This window comes from Terriglobus sp. RCC_193, assembly GCF_041355105.1.
Lineage (GTDB): Bacteria > Acidobacteriota > Terriglobia > Terriglobales > Acidobacteriaceae > Terriglobus.
Genome location: NZ_JBFUPK010000001.1, coordinates 1,620,290 through 1,637,846, shown reverse-complemented (window position 1 = coordinate 1,637,846; position 17,557 = coordinate 1,620,290). Strand labels below are relative to the sequence as shown.

At 53.7% G+C, this 17,557-nt stretch carries 14 protein-coding genes; 12 read left to right on the top strand and 2 right to left on the bottom strand.

Going from position 1 to position 17,557, the window contains the following annotated elements; genetic code table 11:
- Positions 1–213 precede the first annotated feature (213 nt).
- The 6 genes from AB6729_RS06860 (at position 214) to AB6729_RS06835 (ending at position 10,734) form a co-directional block, all read left to right on the top strand.
- Positions 214–1,119 carry a sugar phosphate isomerase/epimerase family protein gene (locus AB6729_RS06860; RefSeq protein ID WP_371080834.1) on the top strand — a complete coding sequence of 302 codons (906 nt, stop codon included), beginning with the start codon at positions 214–216 and terminating at the stop codon, positions 1,117–1,119.
- A complete protein-coding gene (locus AB6729_RS06855) occupies positions 1,116–2,300 on the top strand; it encodes a Gfo/Idh/MocA family protein (RefSeq protein WP_371080833.1) in 1,185 nt (394 codons plus the stop codon). Before AB6729_RS06860 ends, AB6729_RS06855 begins: the two co-directional genes overlap by 4 nt.
- Positions 2,287–3,438 (top strand): FMNH2-dependent alkanesulfonate monooxygenase, encoded by a 1,152-nt coding sequence (ssuD, locus tag AB6729_RS06850; protein WP_371080832.1) that lies wholly within the window; start codon positions 2,287–2,289, stop codon positions 3,436–3,438. Before AB6729_RS06855 ends, ssuD begins: the two co-directional genes overlap by 14 nt.
- Positions 3,435–4,685 (top strand): MFS transporter, encoded by a 1,251-nt coding sequence (locus tag AB6729_RS06845; RefSeq protein WP_371080831.1) that lies wholly within the window; start codon positions 3,435–3,437, stop codon positions 4,683–4,685. The genes ssuD and AB6729_RS06845 overlap by 4 nt, the downstream gene beginning before the upstream one ends.
- 408 nt (positions 4,686–5,093) lie before the next feature.
- Complete coding sequence (locus tag AB6729_RS06840) at positions 5,094–8,351, top strand: carboxypeptidase regulatory-like domain-containing protein (RefSeq protein ID WP_371080830.1); 3,258 nt, start codon at positions 5,094–5,096, stop codon at positions 8,349–8,351.
- Positions 8,352–8,403: 52 nt separating this feature from the next.
- On the top strand, positions 8,404–10,734 hold the full coding sequence (locus AB6729_RS06835; protein ID WP_371080829.1) for a glycoside hydrolase family 2 TIM barrel-domain containing protein: 2,331 nt from the start codon (positions 8,404–8,406) through the stop codon (positions 10,732–10,734).
- Between the two features lie 93 nt (positions 10,735–10,827).
- On the opposite strand, the gene AB6729_RS06830 is transcribed toward AB6729_RS06835, so the two are convergent.
- Entirely contained in the window at positions 10,828–11,661 is an 834-nt protein-coding gene (locus tag AB6729_RS06830) for a glycerophosphodiester phosphodiesterase family protein (protein WP_371080828.1), read from the bottom strand.
- A 212-nt stretch (positions 11,662–11,873) separates the two neighbouring features.
- On the opposite strand from AB6729_RS06830, the gene AB6729_RS06825 reads away from it, so the two are divergent.
- Both AB6729_RS06825 and AB6729_RS06820 read left to right on the top strand, forming a co-directional pair.
- On the top strand, positions 11,874–13,067 hold the full coding sequence (locus AB6729_RS06825) for an exo-alpha-sialidase (protein ID WP_371080827.1): 1,194 nt from the start codon (positions 11,874–11,876) through the stop codon (positions 13,065–13,067).
- A 32-nt stretch (positions 13,068–13,099) separates the two neighbouring features.
- Positions 13,100–13,552: a carboxymuconolactone decarboxylase family protein gene (locus AB6729_RS06820; protein WP_371080826.1), complete on the top strand. Its 453-nt coding sequence runs from the start codon at positions 13,100–13,102 to the stop codon at positions 13,550–13,552.
- A 90-nt stretch (positions 13,553–13,642) separates the two neighbouring features.
- On the opposite strand, the gene AB6729_RS06815 is transcribed toward AB6729_RS06820, so the two are convergent.
- Positions 13,643–14,956 (bottom strand): TlpA disulfide reductase family protein, encoded by a 1,314-nt coding sequence (locus AB6729_RS06815; RefSeq protein ID WP_371080825.1) that lies wholly within the window; start codon positions 14,954–14,956, stop codon positions 13,643–13,645.
- Between the two features lie 535 nt (positions 14,957–15,491).
- On the opposite strand from AB6729_RS06815, the gene AB6729_RS06810 reads away from it, so the two are divergent.
- Genes AB6729_RS06810 through AB6729_RS06795 form a run of 4 tightly spaced genes read left to right on the top strand, consistent with a single transcriptional unit; the run spans position 15,492 to position 17,327 of the window.
- Positions 15,492–15,983, top strand: a complete 492-nt coding sequence (locus AB6729_RS06810; RefSeq protein ID WP_371080824.1) for a CHRD domain-containing protein — start codon at positions 15,492–15,494, stop codon at positions 15,981–15,983.
- A gap of 14 nt (positions 15,984–15,997) precedes the next feature.
- The gene (locus tag AB6729_RS06805; RefSeq protein WP_371080823.1) at positions 15,998–16,426 is read left to right on the top strand and encodes a CHRD domain-containing protein; all 429 of its coding nucleotides are present in this window, start codon (positions 15,998–16,000) and stop codon (positions 16,424–16,426) included.
- Positions 16,423–16,860 carry a c-type cytochrome gene (locus AB6729_RS06800; protein ID WP_371080822.1) on the top strand — a complete coding sequence of 146 codons (438 nt, stop codon included), beginning with the start codon at positions 16,423–16,425 and terminating at the stop codon, positions 16,858–16,860. The genes AB6729_RS06805 and AB6729_RS06800 overlap by 4 nt, the downstream gene beginning before the upstream one ends.
- Before the next feature lie 5 nt (positions 16,861–16,865).
- Complete coding sequence (locus AB6729_RS06795; RefSeq protein ID WP_371080821.1) at positions 16,866–17,327, top strand: protein-disulfide reductase DsbD N-terminal domain-containing protein; 462 nt, start codon at positions 16,866–16,868, stop codon at positions 17,325–17,327.
- Positions 17,328–17,557: the final 230 nt, after the last annotated feature.

Genomic DNA, 17,557 nt, shown 5'->3' with positions numbered 1-17,557 from the left:
TAAGCCCATTTGACAGTTGGAGCAATGCTCCATAGCATGAGTTCATGCTCACGGTTGAACAAATCGGCCTCCCGTGTTGTCCAGTTGCCCCCAGCAGCTGTTGTTGCCGCTAACCCCTGCGCGCAATTTTTTAGTTTCCAATTTTCATCCCTACATTTTATCGACACGAGGCGTGAGCTCTTCCCCGAGGCTCTGTTCTTTGGTGAGGTTTTCATGGCATCTTCCTTTACACGGAGACACGTCATCGGCTCAGCTCTTGCGAGTGTTGCCGGACTATCTCTGCAACGTACTTTTGGTCAAGGCATTGCACGTGCACTGGATCCCGCGTCTTCGTCGACGCGGACCTTCTACGGTGCGCAGACCAATGCGTTTGCAATCCAGCCTGCGCGTTTCGAGACGTTTGTGGATGCCCTCACGCAGATTCGCAGTCTTGGATACGACGGATTTGAGACAGGCTTCATTAACCTCCGTGGTCAGTCAAAGGATTTGCCGTCGGCGCGAAAGCAGATCGAGACGACAGGACTTACCTTTCTAGGCATCCACATCTTTTTGCCGGAATACGATTCACTGACGAACGTACCGCCTAAGGCTTTCTACGAAACAGTTGCGCACCAAGGTGCTGAGACCGGGGCGCAGCGCTTGATTTTCAGCGGTGCTCCCGCAGCGACAGCTGATGAGTTAAAGCGAAAAGCAGAAGCGCTGAATACAGCAGGTGAGTTTGCCTCCACGCTGGGTCTGAAGCTGGCGTATCACAATCATTGGTGGGAGGCGAAGTATGGAGCGCTCGAGTTGGAAACGCTCTATGCGGAGACTGATCCCGCGAAGGTCAGTTTCCTTATGGATATTGGCCACGCCTCGCGCACGAATTTAGATCTTCCAGCGTTTGTGCAGAAACATGCGGCGCGACTAACGGGATTGCACTTCCGCGATTTTGTAGATGGCAAACAGGTCGCTCTCGGCCAAGGAAAGTTCCCACTGAGGCAGGTTGCGAATGCTCTGAAGCAGGCGAACTGGCACGGCTGGGTGATCAATGAAGAAGAACGCGAAGATGGCACGAAACTAGGGCGCGCCGTTCTGGAAACTTCGCTGCAATCGTTGAAGGGAGCGTTCTCTGCATGAATCGCCGCGAATTTATTGGCGTAACGGCTGCAACTGCAGTCTCCATGAGCGCGAAGTCGTATGCGCACGTGATTGGTGCGAACAACCGTGTTGGGCTGGGCATCATCGGTGTTGGACGCCGGGGACGCATCGTGGGAGCGGGCTTCCTTCAGGATGGCCGCACACAACTGGTGGCCATCGCGGACACGTATGAGGCAACGCGTAAGCGCGTCCTTGCACAACTTGCACCGGAACTACCGGAGCCTGCGTCGTTCAATGCGCACGAAGATCTGCTGGCGCACAAGGACGTGGATGCTGTCTTGATTGCAACACCGGATCATCTTCACGTCACTGTAGCGAAGGCTGCGCTGGGGGCAGGAAAGCATGTCTACCTGGAGAAGCCGACGCTGCATCGCTGGCACGAACGGCAAACACTTGTCGATGCGGCTCAGCAGAGCAAGCACGTTCTGCAATGCGGCACACAGCAGCGTAGTGGTGCGACCTATCTGCGTGCGAAACAGGAATACATCGACAGCGGAAAGTTGGGCCAGATTGTGTTGGTGCGTGCCGTTTGGCATGACTTTGCCTGGCAGCGCCGCAAGATTGTGGATGCGCCGAAGCCTGCTGGTCTGGACTGGGAACGCTTCCTTGGGCCGGCGCCACATGTTCCGTATCAGACAGCGCGTTACGATTCGTGGCGTTACTTCCACGATTACGGCAACGGTCTGCTTGCGGATATCCTGACGCATTGGGTTGATGTGGCGCAGTGGTTTCTGAATGACGCAGCACCGCAGTCAGCATTTGCAACTGGCGGGATTTATAAGCTGCACGATGGCCGTGACAACCCCGACACGGTAAGTGCGGTTGTCCGTTACAAGGACTGGAATCTGAACTTCGAGAGTTCCGTGTTGTCGTTGCGAAATGAACGTCCTTCCGTTTTGTTTGAAGGAACGGAAGGGTTGCTCGAAGTTGCTCGCGATGGGTATGTGTATACACCGTTGCAAGGAACGCCAGTGCGTGTCGATACCAAGGAGAATCTGGAACGTTCGCACACCAGGAATTTTCTGGATGCAATTACCAATGGGGCTGTGCCGAATGCTCCATTGGATGCAGGTCTTGCCGCTTCCGTGCCGGTACTGCTCGCGTTGAAGTCTTACTGGAGCCAGGGTGTTCCGCAATCAAAGCTTGATGAAAGGGACTAAGAACGTGGAGATCTCATGGTTCATTCCCACTACTGGTGACGGCCGGTATCTTGGCAGCGAAGTTGGTTCACGTGTCACAGACCTTGCGTATCTCACGCAGATTGCCCAAGCTGTCGATAACCTCGGTTATCATTCTGTTCTTCTACCGACAGGAAATTCGTGCGAAGACTCATGGGTGATCGCTTCTGCTTTGTTACCAGCTACGAAGCGGCTGCGCTTTCTGGTTGCGATTCGTCCCGGGATCATGTCGCCAACCGTAGCGGCGCGCATGGCTTCCACGTTTGATCGCCTCTCCGGCGGGAGGCTGCTGATTAATGTGGTTACCGGTGGTGATCCGCATGAAGCTGCTGCGGATGGTGTGTTTCTGCCGCATGATGAACGATATGCCGTGACAGACGAATTCCTCTCAATCTGGCGCAGCATCATGGCAGGTGAGACATCGAGCTTTGAAGGCAAGTACCTGCATGTGAAGGATGCGCGGGTATATTACCCGGCACTGCAGCAACCGCATCCGACGCTATATTTTGGAGGCTCTTCCAATGCGGGTATCGAGCTTGCAGCACGCCAGGTAGATGTGTATTTGACATGGGGTGAACCGCCAGCACTTGTAGCGGAGAAAATTGCGCGAGTTCGTGAAGCTGCTGCGAAGCAGGGTCGTACGCTGCGCTTTGGCATTCGCCTACATGTGATTGTGCGCGAGACAAACGAGGCTGCATGGCGCGATGCAAACGACCTCATCCGTTACGTCAACAAGGACGTCGTTGAGCGCGCGCGGCAAGGTCTGGCAAAGTTTGACTCGGAAGGGCAGCGTCGCATGGCGGAATTGGTGCGGGGAAGCGCGGAGAATCTTGAAGTGAGTCCGAATCTCTGGTCAGGTATTGGACTGGTTCGGAGTGGTGCAGGCACTGCGCTTGTGGGCGACGCAGAGACAGTAGCGCAACGCATGCTGGAATACGCAGACCTGGGCATCGACAGTTTCATTCTGTCTGGCTACCCGCATCTTGAAGAGGCGTATCGCGTGAAGGAACTGCTGTTCCCGCTGCTGCCTATTCATCACAGCGATCCTGCTGCGTCGATTCATGATCGTCATCCAGCAGATTTTGTCGGCAATGAGTTCCGGCCGGTTCGAAACGGATGAGTGCAGTGTTGGGCACCGTGCCACAAAGACACGGCTATAGCGAGCGCAGACGCTGGCTGATTCTTGCACTGCTGTTTGCGATTACGGTGGTGAACTTCGTCGACCGCCAGACACTATCGGTTCTGGCGCCGGTGGTGCGACAGAACTTGCATCTGAGCAACGAAGCGTATGGCCGCATTGTGTCTGCGTTTCAGTTCGGCATGATGACAGGCGAATTGCCGATGGGTGCGCTGATGGACCGGTTTGGTGCGCGCATTGTGCTGGCTGGTGCCGTGCTGTGGTGGTCTGGGGCGACCAGCGCGCAGGCATTTACAAAGAGCGGATTTCAACTTGGTTTGGCGCGCCTCTGGATGGGCACAGGGGAGTGCGGCAATTACTCTGGTGGCATCAAGGTGCTAACTCAACTGTTCCGCAAGGAGAACCGAACACTCGCGATTGGAATATTCAATAGCGGCAGCATGATTGGTTCGACAATTGCACCACCGATCATTGTGTGGCTACTGCAACGTCATGGATACCGTTCGGCGTTCCTGGTGGCTGCTTCGTTGGGACTGTTGTGGGTACCGTTGTGGTTGTTGCTGTATCGGAATCCCCCGGCGAAGGAAGAACACCGCGATACGAAGCCGGAGCGCAGCGTGTGGGAGTTGTTTGCGCAGCGGTCGGTGTGGGCCGTCATGATGTGCCGCTTCTTCATTGGGCCAGTCATGCAGTTCTATTGGTACTGGATTCCGAACTACCTGTTCCATGAGCGTCATGTTTCGATGAGTGGAATCGGCTATGTGGCATGGATCCCTTTTGTGTTGGGAGATATTGGCGGAGTTGCCGGCGGGTGGAGTGCCGGTGCGCTTGAGAAGCGCGGGCTACGGGTCTATTCCGTGCGCAGGATCACGATGTACCTTAGCGCTTTGCTCTGCATTGTGAGTCTGTTTGTGCCGTTTGCCAAGGGGCTGCTGCTCGCCTACTTGTTGATTGGTGTGTCGATGTTGGCAGACAACTTTTTATCCGCAAACATGTTTGGAGCGATCACCGATCTGTTTCCGGAGAGTGAGGTCGGTCGTGTGACCGGCTTTACCGGCCTGGCTGCAGGGCTGAGTGGGTTGCTGTTTCCTCTGCTTACCGGTTACCTGGTCGATCACGTTTCGTACACGCCGGTCTTCTTTCTGATTGGCATTATGCCCATGATGGGTGCGGCAGCACTGTTCTTACTCGGTTCACCCGCATATCGCCAGCTACAGGAGACCCGATGACACTCTCTCGACGCAAAATGATATCGCTACTGGGTGCAATGACTATGGCTCCTTCTGCAGCCTGGATACAGGTTCAGCGGAGTCTGCGTTTTAGCGCACAGACGAATGCATGGCCTACTGGTGCGAAGATTGAGGGCTCATTGGTGGATGTGCCTGTGTACCGAAGCTTGTATAAGGCGGTAGCCTCGTGATGCTGCACTCTGTTCTTTCGCTCTCCGAAAATCCATACGTACATTTTTGCGGCGCCTGCCTCGATGGCGCGGCGGCTCTATGCCGCTATCGCTGTTGTTGTTGTCTCTAGTTTTCCACTCTTCCTACACAACTGATATCGCAGGAGCGCCGCATTGACGGCGTCTTCGCACATCTGTCTTGACGCAAGACAGGCTTATGAACCAATTGGAGGTTCCAATGATGACACGTCGTATTCCCTTGTCTGTTCTCGCTGTTCTTTCACTTGCTCCCGCTGCACACATGTATGCGCAGGCGGTTGGTGTTCTTCGTGGCACGGTGCTGGATAGCACTGGAGCGTTAGTCCCGGATGCGGGCGTGGTTGTTACGAACACAGGCACAGGTGTTTCCCGTTCGGTGAAGTCAAATTCGTTAGGTATCTTTGTCTTTCCAGATCTGCCGATCGGTTCCTACTCTGTGCAGATCACCAAGGAAGGATTCCGTACACAGCAACGTACCGGCGTCGTATTGCTGACGGGACAGGTAATCGATGCGCCGTTCACCTTACTTAACGGCGAAGCATCACAGACGGTTGAAGTAACGGCTGAAGCAGCTCAATTGCAGACTGCGAACTCTGCGGTGCAGACAACGATTGATGCAAAACAGATATCGGAGTTGCCATTAAATGGTCGCAACGCCCTTCAGTTGACGACGCTAACGCCAGGAACCACGCTCACCAGCGTTGGTACGGAAGCAGGACAGCAGGACAATGTTGGCCTGGCGGTGAATGGTTTGCGTCCCACGCAGAGCACTTATCTGCTCGATAATGCCATCTATAACAATCGTTTTTTCGATTCTGTTCCGACCTTGCCCAATCCTGACGCACTCCAGGAATTTACGATTCAGTCATCAAACTATAGCGCGGAGTTTCCCGGTGCAGGTGCGTTGGTGCAGCTCTCGACACGGTCGGGTACCAATCAGATTCACGGCACGGCATATGAGTATCTGCGCAACACTGTGTTGAATGCGTATAACCGTTTTCCGGCACGCGATTCCGCAGGGCGTCCAATCAAGCCACCCTTCAAGCTGAACCAGTTTGGTGGAACGGTGGGTGGCCCGATCATTCATGACAAGACGTTCTTCTTCTTTGCCGCAGAAGATCAGGAGCAGCGTGCTTCTGTAAATCCCGTTTCGTTTGTTATTCCCACTGTCGCGCAGATGAATGGTAACTTCAGCGCGCTTACATCCGCAGGCACGCAACTCTATAACCCGACGACCGGCCAACCGTATGCTGGCAATATCATCACCACCGGTGCTAGCGCTCTTTCGCAGGCCGTATATAAAAACTATCTCGCTGGCCTGAATCCTGATTCCACCGGTCGTGTCACGCTGAGTCCGAATCAGAACATCAGCAACACGCAGTACACGGTTAAGGTGGATCACCAGCTTTTGGCGAATAACCATCTGAGCGGTCGCTATTTTTATAACCAGAACAATTTCCAACGGTCCTTCACCGCGCCGACTGGATTTTTTGCGGCGAACGCATTTCGAAATCAGTCGCTGGTCATTAGCGACACGCATGTCTTCAGCCCGAGTTTTACGGGAACATTTTCCGCTGCAGCAGGACGCTTCGCACGCACCCAGGTGCCGCAGGCTCCCGGGTTGAAATCGCTGCAAGACCTTGGACAGCAGGTTCCATTAGGTACGCCGCTCGCACTCTTCCCTGGTATCCGTGCCAACATCTCCGGCTTCGTCAACATCTTTTCTGGCGGAACGTTGCAGCAGGCAGCAACGACGTTTGAGTACAAGGCTACGTTTGTAAAGATTGTGGGTTCGCACACCATTAACTTTGGTGGAGGCTGGGAACGTTCGCGCATCAACGCAAACGACTATTCCTATGTTCCAGGTGACAACGCATTCAGTGGTGCGCGGACAGCGGCACCCAGCGGAGTAACATTGCCAACCGGATTCCGCAGCAGTGGCAACGCCGTAGCCGATTTTTATCTGGGATATGAGTCATCGTTCTCGCAGGACAATGGACGAACCATGTACCTGAGGGAGAACCGGCCCGATCTGTATGTGCAAGATGATTGGAAAGTTAATCGTGACCTGACGATCAACGCAGGGCTTCGTTGGGACCCGTGGCTTCCTCCTACCGATCTGAACACTGCATTGGTAGGTTTTCAGGCAGGTGCGCAGTCGATCATTGCGCCCAATGCGCCACTTGGACTGTTGTTTCTCGGCGATAAGGGAGTACAGGATTCGATCTTTCGGAAGAACTGGAAGGACTTTGGACCACGCGTGGGCTTTGCATACAACGTGGGCGGAAAAGGGAAGTTAATTTTCCGCGGAGCCTATGGCCTCTTCTATGGCTTCCCAGAAGGTTTGCTGTACCAACGAACTAATCAGACGCAGCCTCGCAGCTTTGGGGTGACCACACCGAACCCTGCCAATGCATGGGACAACATCTGGGGCAGCAGCAGCCCGTTCCCGCGTGCGAAGACTCCGTTAAGTAACTTCGGATCGTATGTGTTTACGTTGCCGGTATCAGGCGGTGTGCTTGACCCGAACTCAAAGGTGGCGACTATCCAGGATCGTAACTTCACAGTGGAAACTCAGCTGACAAATTCACTTGCGCTATCGATTGCGTATGTTGGAAACCACGTGCAACATGTGATGGGATCGCGGCAATTGAATCCTGCTGTGTACGGTCCGGGAGCCACGCTGGCGAATACACAATCGCGCCGAATCTATCAGGGGGTGGGCGCGATGGAAGTCGCCAGTTCCTATGAATACTCCGATTACAACGGCCTGCAAGTGAATGTGACACGACGTGTTTCAAATGGTCTGCATGTGCTGACGAATCTGACGTGGGCGAAGATCATCGACAACACATCGAGCGCGATTGAAGGCAATGCCGGACCAGCCAATCCTTTCGACCTTAACAGTTCACGCGGACCTGCTGATTACGATGTAACGGTTCGTTACAACCTGGCGCTGGTCTATGACATTCCGAAGGTACATGTTGCTCCTTGGGCTGGCCAGATTATCAACGGATGGCAAGTGAACACGATTCTGAATGCAGCGACGGGTACTCCGTTCACCGTGCTGAGTGGAACGGACCGTTCGTTGTCAGGAGTCGGTGGCGACTACGCCGATCGCGTCGGCGATCCTGCCCGGCCAGCGGGTGTGAGCAGCATCACGCAGTACTTCAATACGGCTGCTTATCAGGCCGCAGCGACGGGAACCTTTGGCAACAGTGGACGTAACAGTCTGCGTGGACCGGGGTCGTTGAATCTGGATGCGTCTGCGGCCAAGACGTTTCATCTGACGGATCGTTTGGGGTTGCAATTCCACGCGCAGGCTTTCAACGCGTTGAACCGCGCAAACCTGAACAATCCAAACGCGACCGTATCTGCTGGAACGGCAAGCTTCGGTAAGATCACGGGTGCTGGATCACCACGAGTCCTGCAGTTCGCTTTGCGACTAAGCTTCTAACAGCCATAGGGTGCTGCCGATGGCAGTACCCTGCGTTTCAGAAGGAGGCTGGATGATTCTTAGCCGGAGAAAATTTGCTGCAAGTGGCATCGCGGTGTTCGCCGCTACTGCATTGCCGAAAGCATTTCCTTTGCCGCTGAGTGCTAAGACGCACACGGAAGTTGTGTTGATAGATGCGTGGGAAGTTTCGGTGGATGGCAAGGTCATTGAGCATGATGCGACGCTGCCCCACACGCCTGTACCCTTGTCATGGCACCAGTGGGAGCCTGCATCGTGGGAGAAAGTGTGGACCTATCGGCGCGAATTGCGAGTGCCCTCCACATCGCCCGATGTAAGACATTTCCTGCATGTGGAGCGTGCTCTGGCCAACACGGTCGTAAAGATAAATGGGCAAACCATTGCATCGCATCAGGGAGGTTTCACACCATTCGCGTGTGAGATCACGGATGCTGTCCACGCAGGATCGAATGAACTGGTGCTCGAGGTGGATTCCCGCTGGGTAAATGTGCCGCCTTCCGGTTCCCCTAAAGGGTTCGCATCGGTAGACTACTTTCTTCCTGGAGGACTGAATGGGCTGGTTACTTTGCACACCGTTCCAGCCACAACCATCGTTGATTTCTGGAGTACGACACGCAACGTCCTGAGTGGTCACCCTTCCGTGGATGTGGTTGTGGAACTGGACGCAAAGCAAGTCGGCAAGGGAATAATCACGGCGCAACTGATACACGGTACGTCTGTTCTTGCGAAAGAAACCCACGAGGCGGAGTTGAAGCCTGGCAAGAACAAAGCGTCGTTGACATTGGATTCGTTATCTGAAATTGAGCTGTGGAGCCCGGAAAATCCACATCTCTATCAGCTCCAGGTATCGTTTCGTTCCAGTAACCGCGAGAGCGAAACACAATCGAAGACCATCGGCTTTCGCGAAGCAAAGTTTGAACTCGATGGCTTCTACCTGAATGGTAAGAAGACACGGCTCTTTGGGCTGAATCGCCACGAACTGTTTCCGTATGTTGGCTTTGGAGCATCACCGAGAGCGATGCGGCGCGACGCGGAGTATCTTCGTCACACGCTGAACTGCAACGTGGTGCGCTGCTCACACTATCCTCAGTCCACCGCATTTCTGGATGCGTGCGATGAACTTGGCCTGCTGGTGTGGGAGGAGATTCCCGGCTGGCAATACCTGGGAGACTCTTCCTGGAAAGAAGTCGCGGTGCAGAATGTCGAAGAAATGATCCGCCGCGACCGTCATCACCCCTCAATCATCGTTTGGGGAACAAGGATTAATGAATCTGCAAATGATCCAGCGCTGTATCAGCGTACGCGTACTTTGGCGCAGCAGCTTGATCCAACGAGGCCTACTTCGGGGAGCATGACTCCTTCCTCGCGCAAGGACTGGAAAGAGAATTGGCATGAAGACATTTTTGCATTCGATGACTATCACGCGGCGCCTGACGGAAGCGTTGGTATTGATCCCGCGCAGCCCGGTGTGCCGTATATGAACGCAGAAGCCGTTGGGCAGTTCTCTTACGGCACGGCCAAAAACTTTCTACGACGCTATCGGAGAGCAGGTATACCGCAAGAGCAAAACGTACAGGCGGTTCTCCATGCGCAAGCACATGATCGAGCCGCGCGAGATCCACGGAACGCAGGTGTTATTGCCTGGTGCGGTTTTGATTATGCCAGTCCCATGAACGCCTACGAAGGTGTTAAGTGCCCCGGTGTAGTTGATACATTCCGTATTCCCAAGTTGGGGGCGTCGTTCTACCGGTCGCAAGTCTCGCCATCAATCCGAGTGGTGATTGAACCAAGCTTCTATTGGGACGCAGAGTTGCATGCATCCAGTGGCGGCGCCGCGATCTTTTCGAACTGCGAAGAGTTGCGCGTGTACCTCGATGATGTCTTGCTCCAAACGCTTCATCCTGATCGAGAGAGTTATGCGATGCTCGCTTACGCTCCGTTCTTCTGCAACCTTCCCTGGGAAAAAGTAGATCACTCTGTTCTGCGCATCGATGGCTATGTGAACGGAAAACTCTTGCTCTCACGCTCCTTTGAAGGGAGCCATGAGCAGGACCGCCTGTGGCTGGAGGGGGATGATGCGGCCATCGCCGCAGACGGCGTGGACAGCACGCGAATCTCCTTTGGAGTGGCTGATCGCTTTGGGAATAGCAGGCCTTCCGCGAAAGGAAGTCTCCGCGTCCAGCACACTGGAACCGGAAAACTGGTTGGCGATACTGAGTTCAACCTTGCCGATTCAGGTGCGGTCGGTGCTGTATGGTTGCGCTCTGTCTCAAATCAGCAGGGCAAAGCACAGGTAACCATTTCTCATGCTGACTTAGGATCAAGAACGATCTCAGTTTCGATTCAACGCAGGAAAGAAGCTTAGCGATGGAGATGAATCTTGCCAGCCAAGATTGCCATTGTTACAGGTGCCAATAGCGGTCTAGGTCGTGCCGTGGCAGCGGTGTTTGCAAAGACATTAATGTGTTGCCAGACCGTGTTGGCGAAGGTAGTTGGCCAGCGCCTCTGGACGGTTTGTCTGGATGCCATCGGCTCCTTCGTCGATGGCTTTTTGCCAGAACTCGGGTGTGTCGGCTTCATTCAGACGGTCAACAAATACCTGTGCATGCGCTTCCTTTGCAACCTGAATAATCGGTTTTTGAAAATCGGATGCGTCGAATGCGAGGACGGAAAGCGGCATGGAATGCAAAAGGAAACGGGCGACATCGGCATTCTGAGCCTCGGGCATCAAACGTAAGGCGGGCAGAATTTTATGGACCTCAAACAGCAGGAATGGATTGCCATAGATGATCACGTGATCCTGCATGCTGTGTCGAACGATCGTGTCCACAACCTGTTGCGGGTCGGCATCTTTCGTGTCGACATAGACGTTGATTCTGTTGCGTGCGAGATCAAGAGCTTCGTCGAAAGTGGGCACTTTGGTCCCAGTAAATGCTGGCGAAAACTTAGCGCCAGCGTCCAATGAGCGAATTTCATTGAAGGTATGGTTCCTTACGTCGCCTGTGCCATTGGTTGTTCTGTCGACCGTTTTGTCGTGCATGAGAATCAGTTTGCCGTCAGAGGTGGTGCGCACGTCCAGCTCAATGTAGTCTGCGCCAGCGTCAGCAGCGGCAAGAAATGCGACGAGTGTATTTTCAGGATGGTGGAGGTGTTCCCCGCGATGGGAAATAATCACGATCTTGCCCGGAACTGTGGCTAAGGCAGGAGCTGGCTGATACGCAGCTTGAGGCGATTGGGAAAAGAGCCTGCCGGTGGTCAGGGCCAGAAGACAAATGACACTTGCTTTCAACACGAAGACAAACCCTCAGAAATTCGATTGAACCTGCCGAATGACATGCTAATGGCGCGCTACATTACGGATGCTTTCACGCAGCGGCGAGTTTATCTACTGCTTCATTCTCAAGAGCGGAGATTACAGGTTAATGAGTCTCCATGTTTTCGTGAGCTAGATCGGATGGATACGATGTTCCGGTCTAAAGAATGATGAATCGAGGAGTGCTGAAAATGAGGATGCATCGGGTTGCTACAGGCATGCTGCTGGCTTCATTGAGTGTTGCAGGGAACAGTCAGAAAAAATACGTATCGCCGACAGCGAATATCGAAGCTCCTGACGGTCTTTCGGCGAAACTGTCTCCTGATAAGAATTTACCGGGGGCCAAATCGGCTTTCCTTCCGAAACTGTTTGCGTCTTCGCACGCGTCGAATCTGCTGCAACTGAAGAACGGCGATCTTCTCTGTGTATGGTTTTCAGGAACCGCCGAAGGGCAATCGGATGTGGCCATTGTTGCGTCGATTCTTCCCAAAGGGTCAATGACTTGGGGTAAGCCTGTCCGTGTCGACCATGATCTGGCCAAGTCTTATCAGAACCCTGTTGCGTATCAGGCTTCCAACGGAGAGATCTGGATCCTGCACACAGCACAAACTGCAGGCAAAGGACAGGCAGATGCACAGGTGCTTAAGTCTGTTTCTAAAGACGGTGGAAAAACATGGAGTGCGCCGGTGGTTCTTTTTCCAGAAGCTGGGGCATTCACGCGTCAACCATTTGTTCAGGGCGAGCACAACGAGCTTCTGCTTCCTATCTACTACTCAACCAGCGCAGGCATTACGAAGGGTGCGGAAACAAACTATTCCGTCGTCAAATTAAGTGCGGATGGAGGGCAGACATGGAAGGAGTGCAGGGTTCCAAAGTCTGAGGGCATGGTGCAGATGAGTATTGTGAAGCAGGCACCCGGACGTTATGTAGCGTTCTACCGCAGCCGCTTTGCGGACTTCATTCATCGTTCAACATCCACCGATGGCTGCAACTGGACGGCTCCGGAGCCGACGCCATTACCGAATAACAATGCCTCCATCCAGGCAGCGAAGCTCCGCGATGGGAACATCGCCATGGTATTTAACAATACCTCTGGACATAAACCCGGCCATGTTACCCAGTCCGGCGAACGTGTTCCTGTGTCGATTGCGCTCTCCAGCGATGGCGGTGTTACATGGAAATATGTCCGCGATATGGAGACGCGCGATAGTTATGGGCCACTGCCCAAAGGGGAACGTATGGAATATAGCTACCCAGCAGTTCTGCAACTTGCGAATGGAAAGATCATGGCAAGCTATACGTATCGTCGTCTCGGGATAAAAACCGTTTTGATAGAGGAGAGCTGGATCAAGCAAGGCACGACAACGGGTGAGTACAAGCCATAAACCTGCCAAGTCTTTCTTGGGGGTAATACAAGATGCGATGGAGATGTGGCATCCTGCATACGCAGATTGGAGACTGGAAGATGGCTACGGTACGACTATGGACAGACGATGATGTGGCAGCGGACGCTAGGTGCAACGCTGTATTTGATGACATCCGGGCGACCCGCAAATCAGATTTTGTAAATAATTTCTGGCGAGCGCTTGCCAATCAACCGGATCTGTTGGAACAGACATGGGCGCGAGTGAAGAAGGTAATGATTGAGCCTGGGGCGCTCGATCCGCTCACGAAAGAACTGATCTACATTGCAGTCTCTACCGTGAATAGCTGCATCTATTGCACGCATTCACACACCGCTGCAGCGCGTGCCAAGGGACTTACTGAGGAACAGTACGGTGAGTTTCTTGCAGTTGTCAGTACGGCGGCCCATACCAATTCGCTTGCCAATGCGCTTCAGATTCCAGTGGATCCGGAATTCCTTTCCTGAGCAGAGCGTAAACATCTCGTGGATCCGGGTTCACATGCAGTAAGACGGCGATCAGGAAATCCTGATCGCCGTCTTTACGTTTCATTCGTCTTAGTTCAGCTTTGCGCTTTGGCTGGGAGCAGGTTGTGCAAGCAGCTTCTCTACCAGGGCTGTAACTTCGTGTTCGAGTGCAATGTGGCCGGCGGTGTTGCCGGGGCCTGCAAAGCCTGCATGGGTTTCTTTCACCAGACCATCGCGGCCAACGAAGAACGAAGTAGGCCAGCAGTTAAGATTGACACCCTGTGGGATTTTCTCGTTGAGTTGATCGGTTGTTCCAGCAAGAAGCACGGGATAGGTGATGCCATAGTGCTGGACGAAGGCCTTCAGACGAGACGTATCGGTTTCCGGATCGCCCTGTTCGAAGTCAAGGTTCACGATCTCAAGCCCTTTGGAATGGAAGCGCTTATACAGGCTCACGAGAAGGCCAGCTTCGTCGTGGCAGTTGGGGCACCATGAGCCGCCTATCGCAACGATGACCACTTTGCCACGGAACTGCGCATCGGTATTAGAAAGCACCTTGCCATTCAGATCAGGAAAGCTGAAGGTGAGTGGCGCATTGGGGTCTTTGATGGAGGTTTGTTGCGTTGTGTCGGTAGGGGTGGGTAGATTGAGCTTCCGCGCTTCGTCTGGCCGATGTGCGGTGAATTCAGGCGATGAGCCATGAACTCCGCCAAGAAGGCTCTTCACTATGAGCGTTCCGTCTGCCTGAGGCGTTATGGAATAGGCTGCGCCACCCGCTGCGGTGAAATGTCCCAGCGTATAGCTGTTTCCATTCCATGTGCCCCATAGGCCGCCAGTATCGCCGTCAATACGCTGAATGGCTGCTTTGATTACAGGAGATTTCCCAGTAGGCGGATCAATTCGTAATTCCCATGCGCCTTCACCCTTGTTGCTCTTCGTGGCAATCTCCCAGGAGCCGGAGATGTTAGGAGCATTCGGCGATGAAGTTGGATCCGACAGTTTCGCGACGCGCTTTGCGGTGAATGGCGTGGGAGGCGCGGGGCGCTTGCCCGGATGCGTTGCGCCATAGGTTCCTGTCAGCGAATCACCGTCTACAGTAGCGTCAAGCGTGCGCGCGAAGTAATCGAATGACGCTACGAGATGATTGCCATCGAGCGTTACTGAACTGGCAGGAGAGATATCAGGATTGGTCGCAGGGCCATTGAGAAACGCTGCTTCTAACTTAGATCCATTACGCGAAATACGGATGGTAATGGGAATTTCGGTATCACGCACCTTTGCCACGCCTTGCCATACACCTGTTGTCAGTTTCGCGGATGAGGTTTGTGCAAATAGCGCAGGCGTGAACTGCAGAAGAGACACAGCAGCCAAGGAGGATGCGAGTACGCGTCCAGAAAGCTTCATGACGAAGACTCCGTTCAAATCAGGTTGTGGGTGTGATCAGAAAATTTGGTCGGAAGACGAACCCGTTCTGTCCGGGCTGCACAAACGACTGTGTGGTGCCTGCGTTAGCGGCAACAACAACACAGTCTGGATGCAATGTGCATAAGGTTAAAAGTAAACACCCGCTTGCGGGGCGTCAAGTAGATGTTTTCTTGAAAGAGACGTTTGCTATTGGATGACCGCTTCGCTGAGGCTTTATTTTTCTTTCAGTTACGATCTGAAATAGAACAACAAAAACTTAATCCTTGCCTCTTCAGGAGGCTTTGCGATAATCCGTAGACTTGACATCTGTGACGCATGTGTTAACGTTTCTCTCATGCGTACTCTGTCGCAGCTTTGTTGTTGCTCCCGATAGGTCTTCACCTATAGGTAGAGCGCCGTGCGCCTACGAGTTTCGCTTCCTTTACATCCATGAATGCCAACTGCTTCCGTATTTGAGCGGCTGCAGGCTTCATCGCAATTCACCGCTTTGGCATTGCAATGCGCAGGTGATTTCATGTCATCGACTCAGCGATTTCCCATATTCACCGTGGCCCTGGCACTTGTGCTGGCTGCGAATCCGATATCGGCAAGTGGAAGAAAGAGTGGCCTTGCCTCGTCTTCCACGCCACTCGTAAAAGTGTATGCATTGAAGGCTGATCTTGATGGCGCGATCGCGTTGCCAAGCAACAGCGAACCCGCCAGTGGAGATGTAACTGGAACGTACGATTCTGAAACCCATGTATTGCGATTTAACGCACGCTTTCTCAATCTTTCCGGACCGGCCACGAATGCGAAGTTCTTTTCTGCGGCTGCGATTGATCGGGCTGGCTGGGCCACAGTGGCAGCGCCGCGGCCAGATGCAAGGCTAGTCACGGGAACAGCGTGGCTCGACCAAGAGGAAGAGCAGGAGTTGTTGGCGGGCCGCTGGTATTTCAATGTGACAACCGAGAAACACCCAGAAGGCGAAATCCGCGGTGTCGTGCGGTTAGTAAGCAAAACAAACTAGTAAGGAGAGAAAGAATGAGAAAAATTCAGGTACTGGCAGCAACGGTTGCACTCGGTTTTGCGTCACTTTCACTGCACGCAGAATCCATCAAGCTGAGGGCTGCCCTTACCGGTGGCGAAGAAGTTCCTGCGAAACAGGTTTCGGGGACGGGAACGTTGACGGCAACGTTGGATACGGATACGAATACATTGAAGTATCACGTGGAGTACCAGGGATTAACGGGACCTGTCGTCGCCGCACATTTTCATGGCCCTGCGGCACCCGGCACGAATGCAAAGCCTCAGGTCCCAGTGAAGGCGCCGTTCGATAGTCCTGTTGACGGGACTGCCAGTGTGACCGCGGATCAGGCAAAGGATCTGCTGGATGGCAAGTGGTACTTCAACCTGCATACGTCAGCGAACCCAGGTGGTGAGATCCGCGGTCAGGTTGTGAAGGCGCAATGATGCAATTGCGCAGCGGGCCGTGGTTTGCGGCAGGCGTGCTCGGTATTTTGTTTTTGGCGAAGGGGGCGGTTGGCTATCTCCATGCAGAAGGTGGACCGTACGCTCAAACTGCGGCGCTCCCAAAGCCAACAAACCTGAAAGTATTGCCAAAGGGCTCATCACTGCCGGATGTCTATACACGTATGGCGCAGATGCAGAAGGATCTCGGTGTGGATTGCAGCTTTTGCCATGACCAGGATCCGGATTCGAAACAGGTGAACTATGCGTCGGATGAGAATCCAAGGAAAGAGACAGCCCGCGCGATGATGCGTATGACCCAGGACATTAATGAAAAATATCTGGGCACCCTGGGGGATCGGCAGTATTCGCCGCCTATTACATGCGGAAATTGCCATCTTGGACAAATGCATCCCCCACAATTTGAAGGGAAGTAATTGAGATGAACAAAGTACTTTCAGCACTGACACTACTTCTGATCTCTGCGGTTGGCGCTGCTGCGCAGAGGCCGGGGAATGTGCAGTGGAGCGCTTCTGCGAAACCGGCGGCGCACGCAGGAGACTATGTCGTCGTTTTGCATGCAGAGGTGGAGAATGGATGGCACGTGTATTCAGCGAAGCAGTCACCCGGTGGACCGTTGCCGTTGGTGATTCGCGTGGAGCAAGGAACACCTTTCTCACTGGACGGAGCGATTACAGGCAGCAACCCGGTCCAGCATCACGACGCAAGTTTCAATCTTGATACGGAATACTTCATGGGAACTTTCCTGTTGAACGTTCCGGTGAAATCCACGACGCAGGGATCGGGCGAGATTCCGTTGGCGGTTCGGTTTCAGATGTGCAGCGATACAACGTGCATGCCACCGCGAACCATTCATTTAGTGGCAAAGGTAAACGCTTCTTAAGTTGCTTTCAGTTGGTAATACAGGGATCGCTATGAGCAAAGGTTGTTGTTCTATCTACAACACGTATGACGAGAGAGTGAAGCGTATGCGCGCGCCATAAGGTTGCGTACAGATAACGCCGCCGCCCGCTCGTCAGCTCATGCTGGAGCGGGCTTTCTGCTGGCTGCAATTCATTGCACCTTGCAGTCTAAAATCCACCCGGCATTGGCCAGGGGTGGATTTTCTTTTGC

Coding starts and splice junctions, on each gene's coding strand:
- AB6729_RS06860 (WP_371080834.1), top strand. CDS start 214: ATGGCATCTTCCTTTACACGGAGACACGTCATCGGCTCAGCTCTTGCG.
- AB6729_RS06855 (WP_371080833.1), top strand. CDS start 1,116: ATGAATCGCCGCGAATTTATTGGCGTAACGGCTGCAACTGCAGTCTCC.
- ssuD (WP_371080832.1), top strand. CDS start 2,287: ATGAAAGGGACTAAGAACGTGGAGATCTCATGGTTCATTCCCACTACT.
- AB6729_RS06845 (WP_371080831.1), top strand. CDS start 3,435: ATGAGTGCAGTGTTGGGCACCGTGCCACAAAGACACGGCTATAGCGAG.
- AB6729_RS06840 (WP_371080830.1), top strand. CDS start 5,094: ATGATGACACGTCGTATTCCCTTGTCTGTTCTCGCTGTTCTTTCACTT.
- AB6729_RS06835 (WP_371080829.1), top strand. CDS start 8,404: ATGATTCTTAGCCGGAGAAAATTTGCTGCAAGTGGCATCGCGGTGTTC.
- AB6729_RS06825 (WP_371080827.1), top strand. CDS start 11,874: ATGAGGATGCATCGGGTTGCTACAGGCATGCTGCTGGCTTCATTGAGT.
- AB6729_RS06820 (WP_371080826.1), top strand. CDS start 13,100: ATGCGATGGAGATGTGGCATCCTGCATACGCAGATTGGAGACTGGAAG.
- AB6729_RS06815 (WP_371080825.1), bottom strand. CDS start 14,956: ATGAAGCTTTCTGGACGCGTACTCGCATCCTCCTTGGCTGCTGTGTCT.
- AB6729_RS06810 (WP_371080824.1), top strand. CDS start 15,492: ATGTCATCGACTCAGCGATTTCCCATATTCACCGTGGCCCTGGCACTT.
- AB6729_RS06805 (WP_371080823.1), top strand. CDS start 15,998: ATGAGAAAAATTCAGGTACTGGCAGCAACGGTTGCACTCGGTTTTGCG.
- AB6729_RS06800 (WP_371080822.1), top strand. CDS start 16,423: ATGATGCAATTGCGCAGCGGGCCGTGGTTTGCGGCAGGCGTGCTCGGT.
- AB6729_RS06795 (WP_371080821.1), top strand. CDS start 16,866: ATGAACAAAGTACTTTCAGCACTGACACTACTTCTGATCTCTGCGGTT.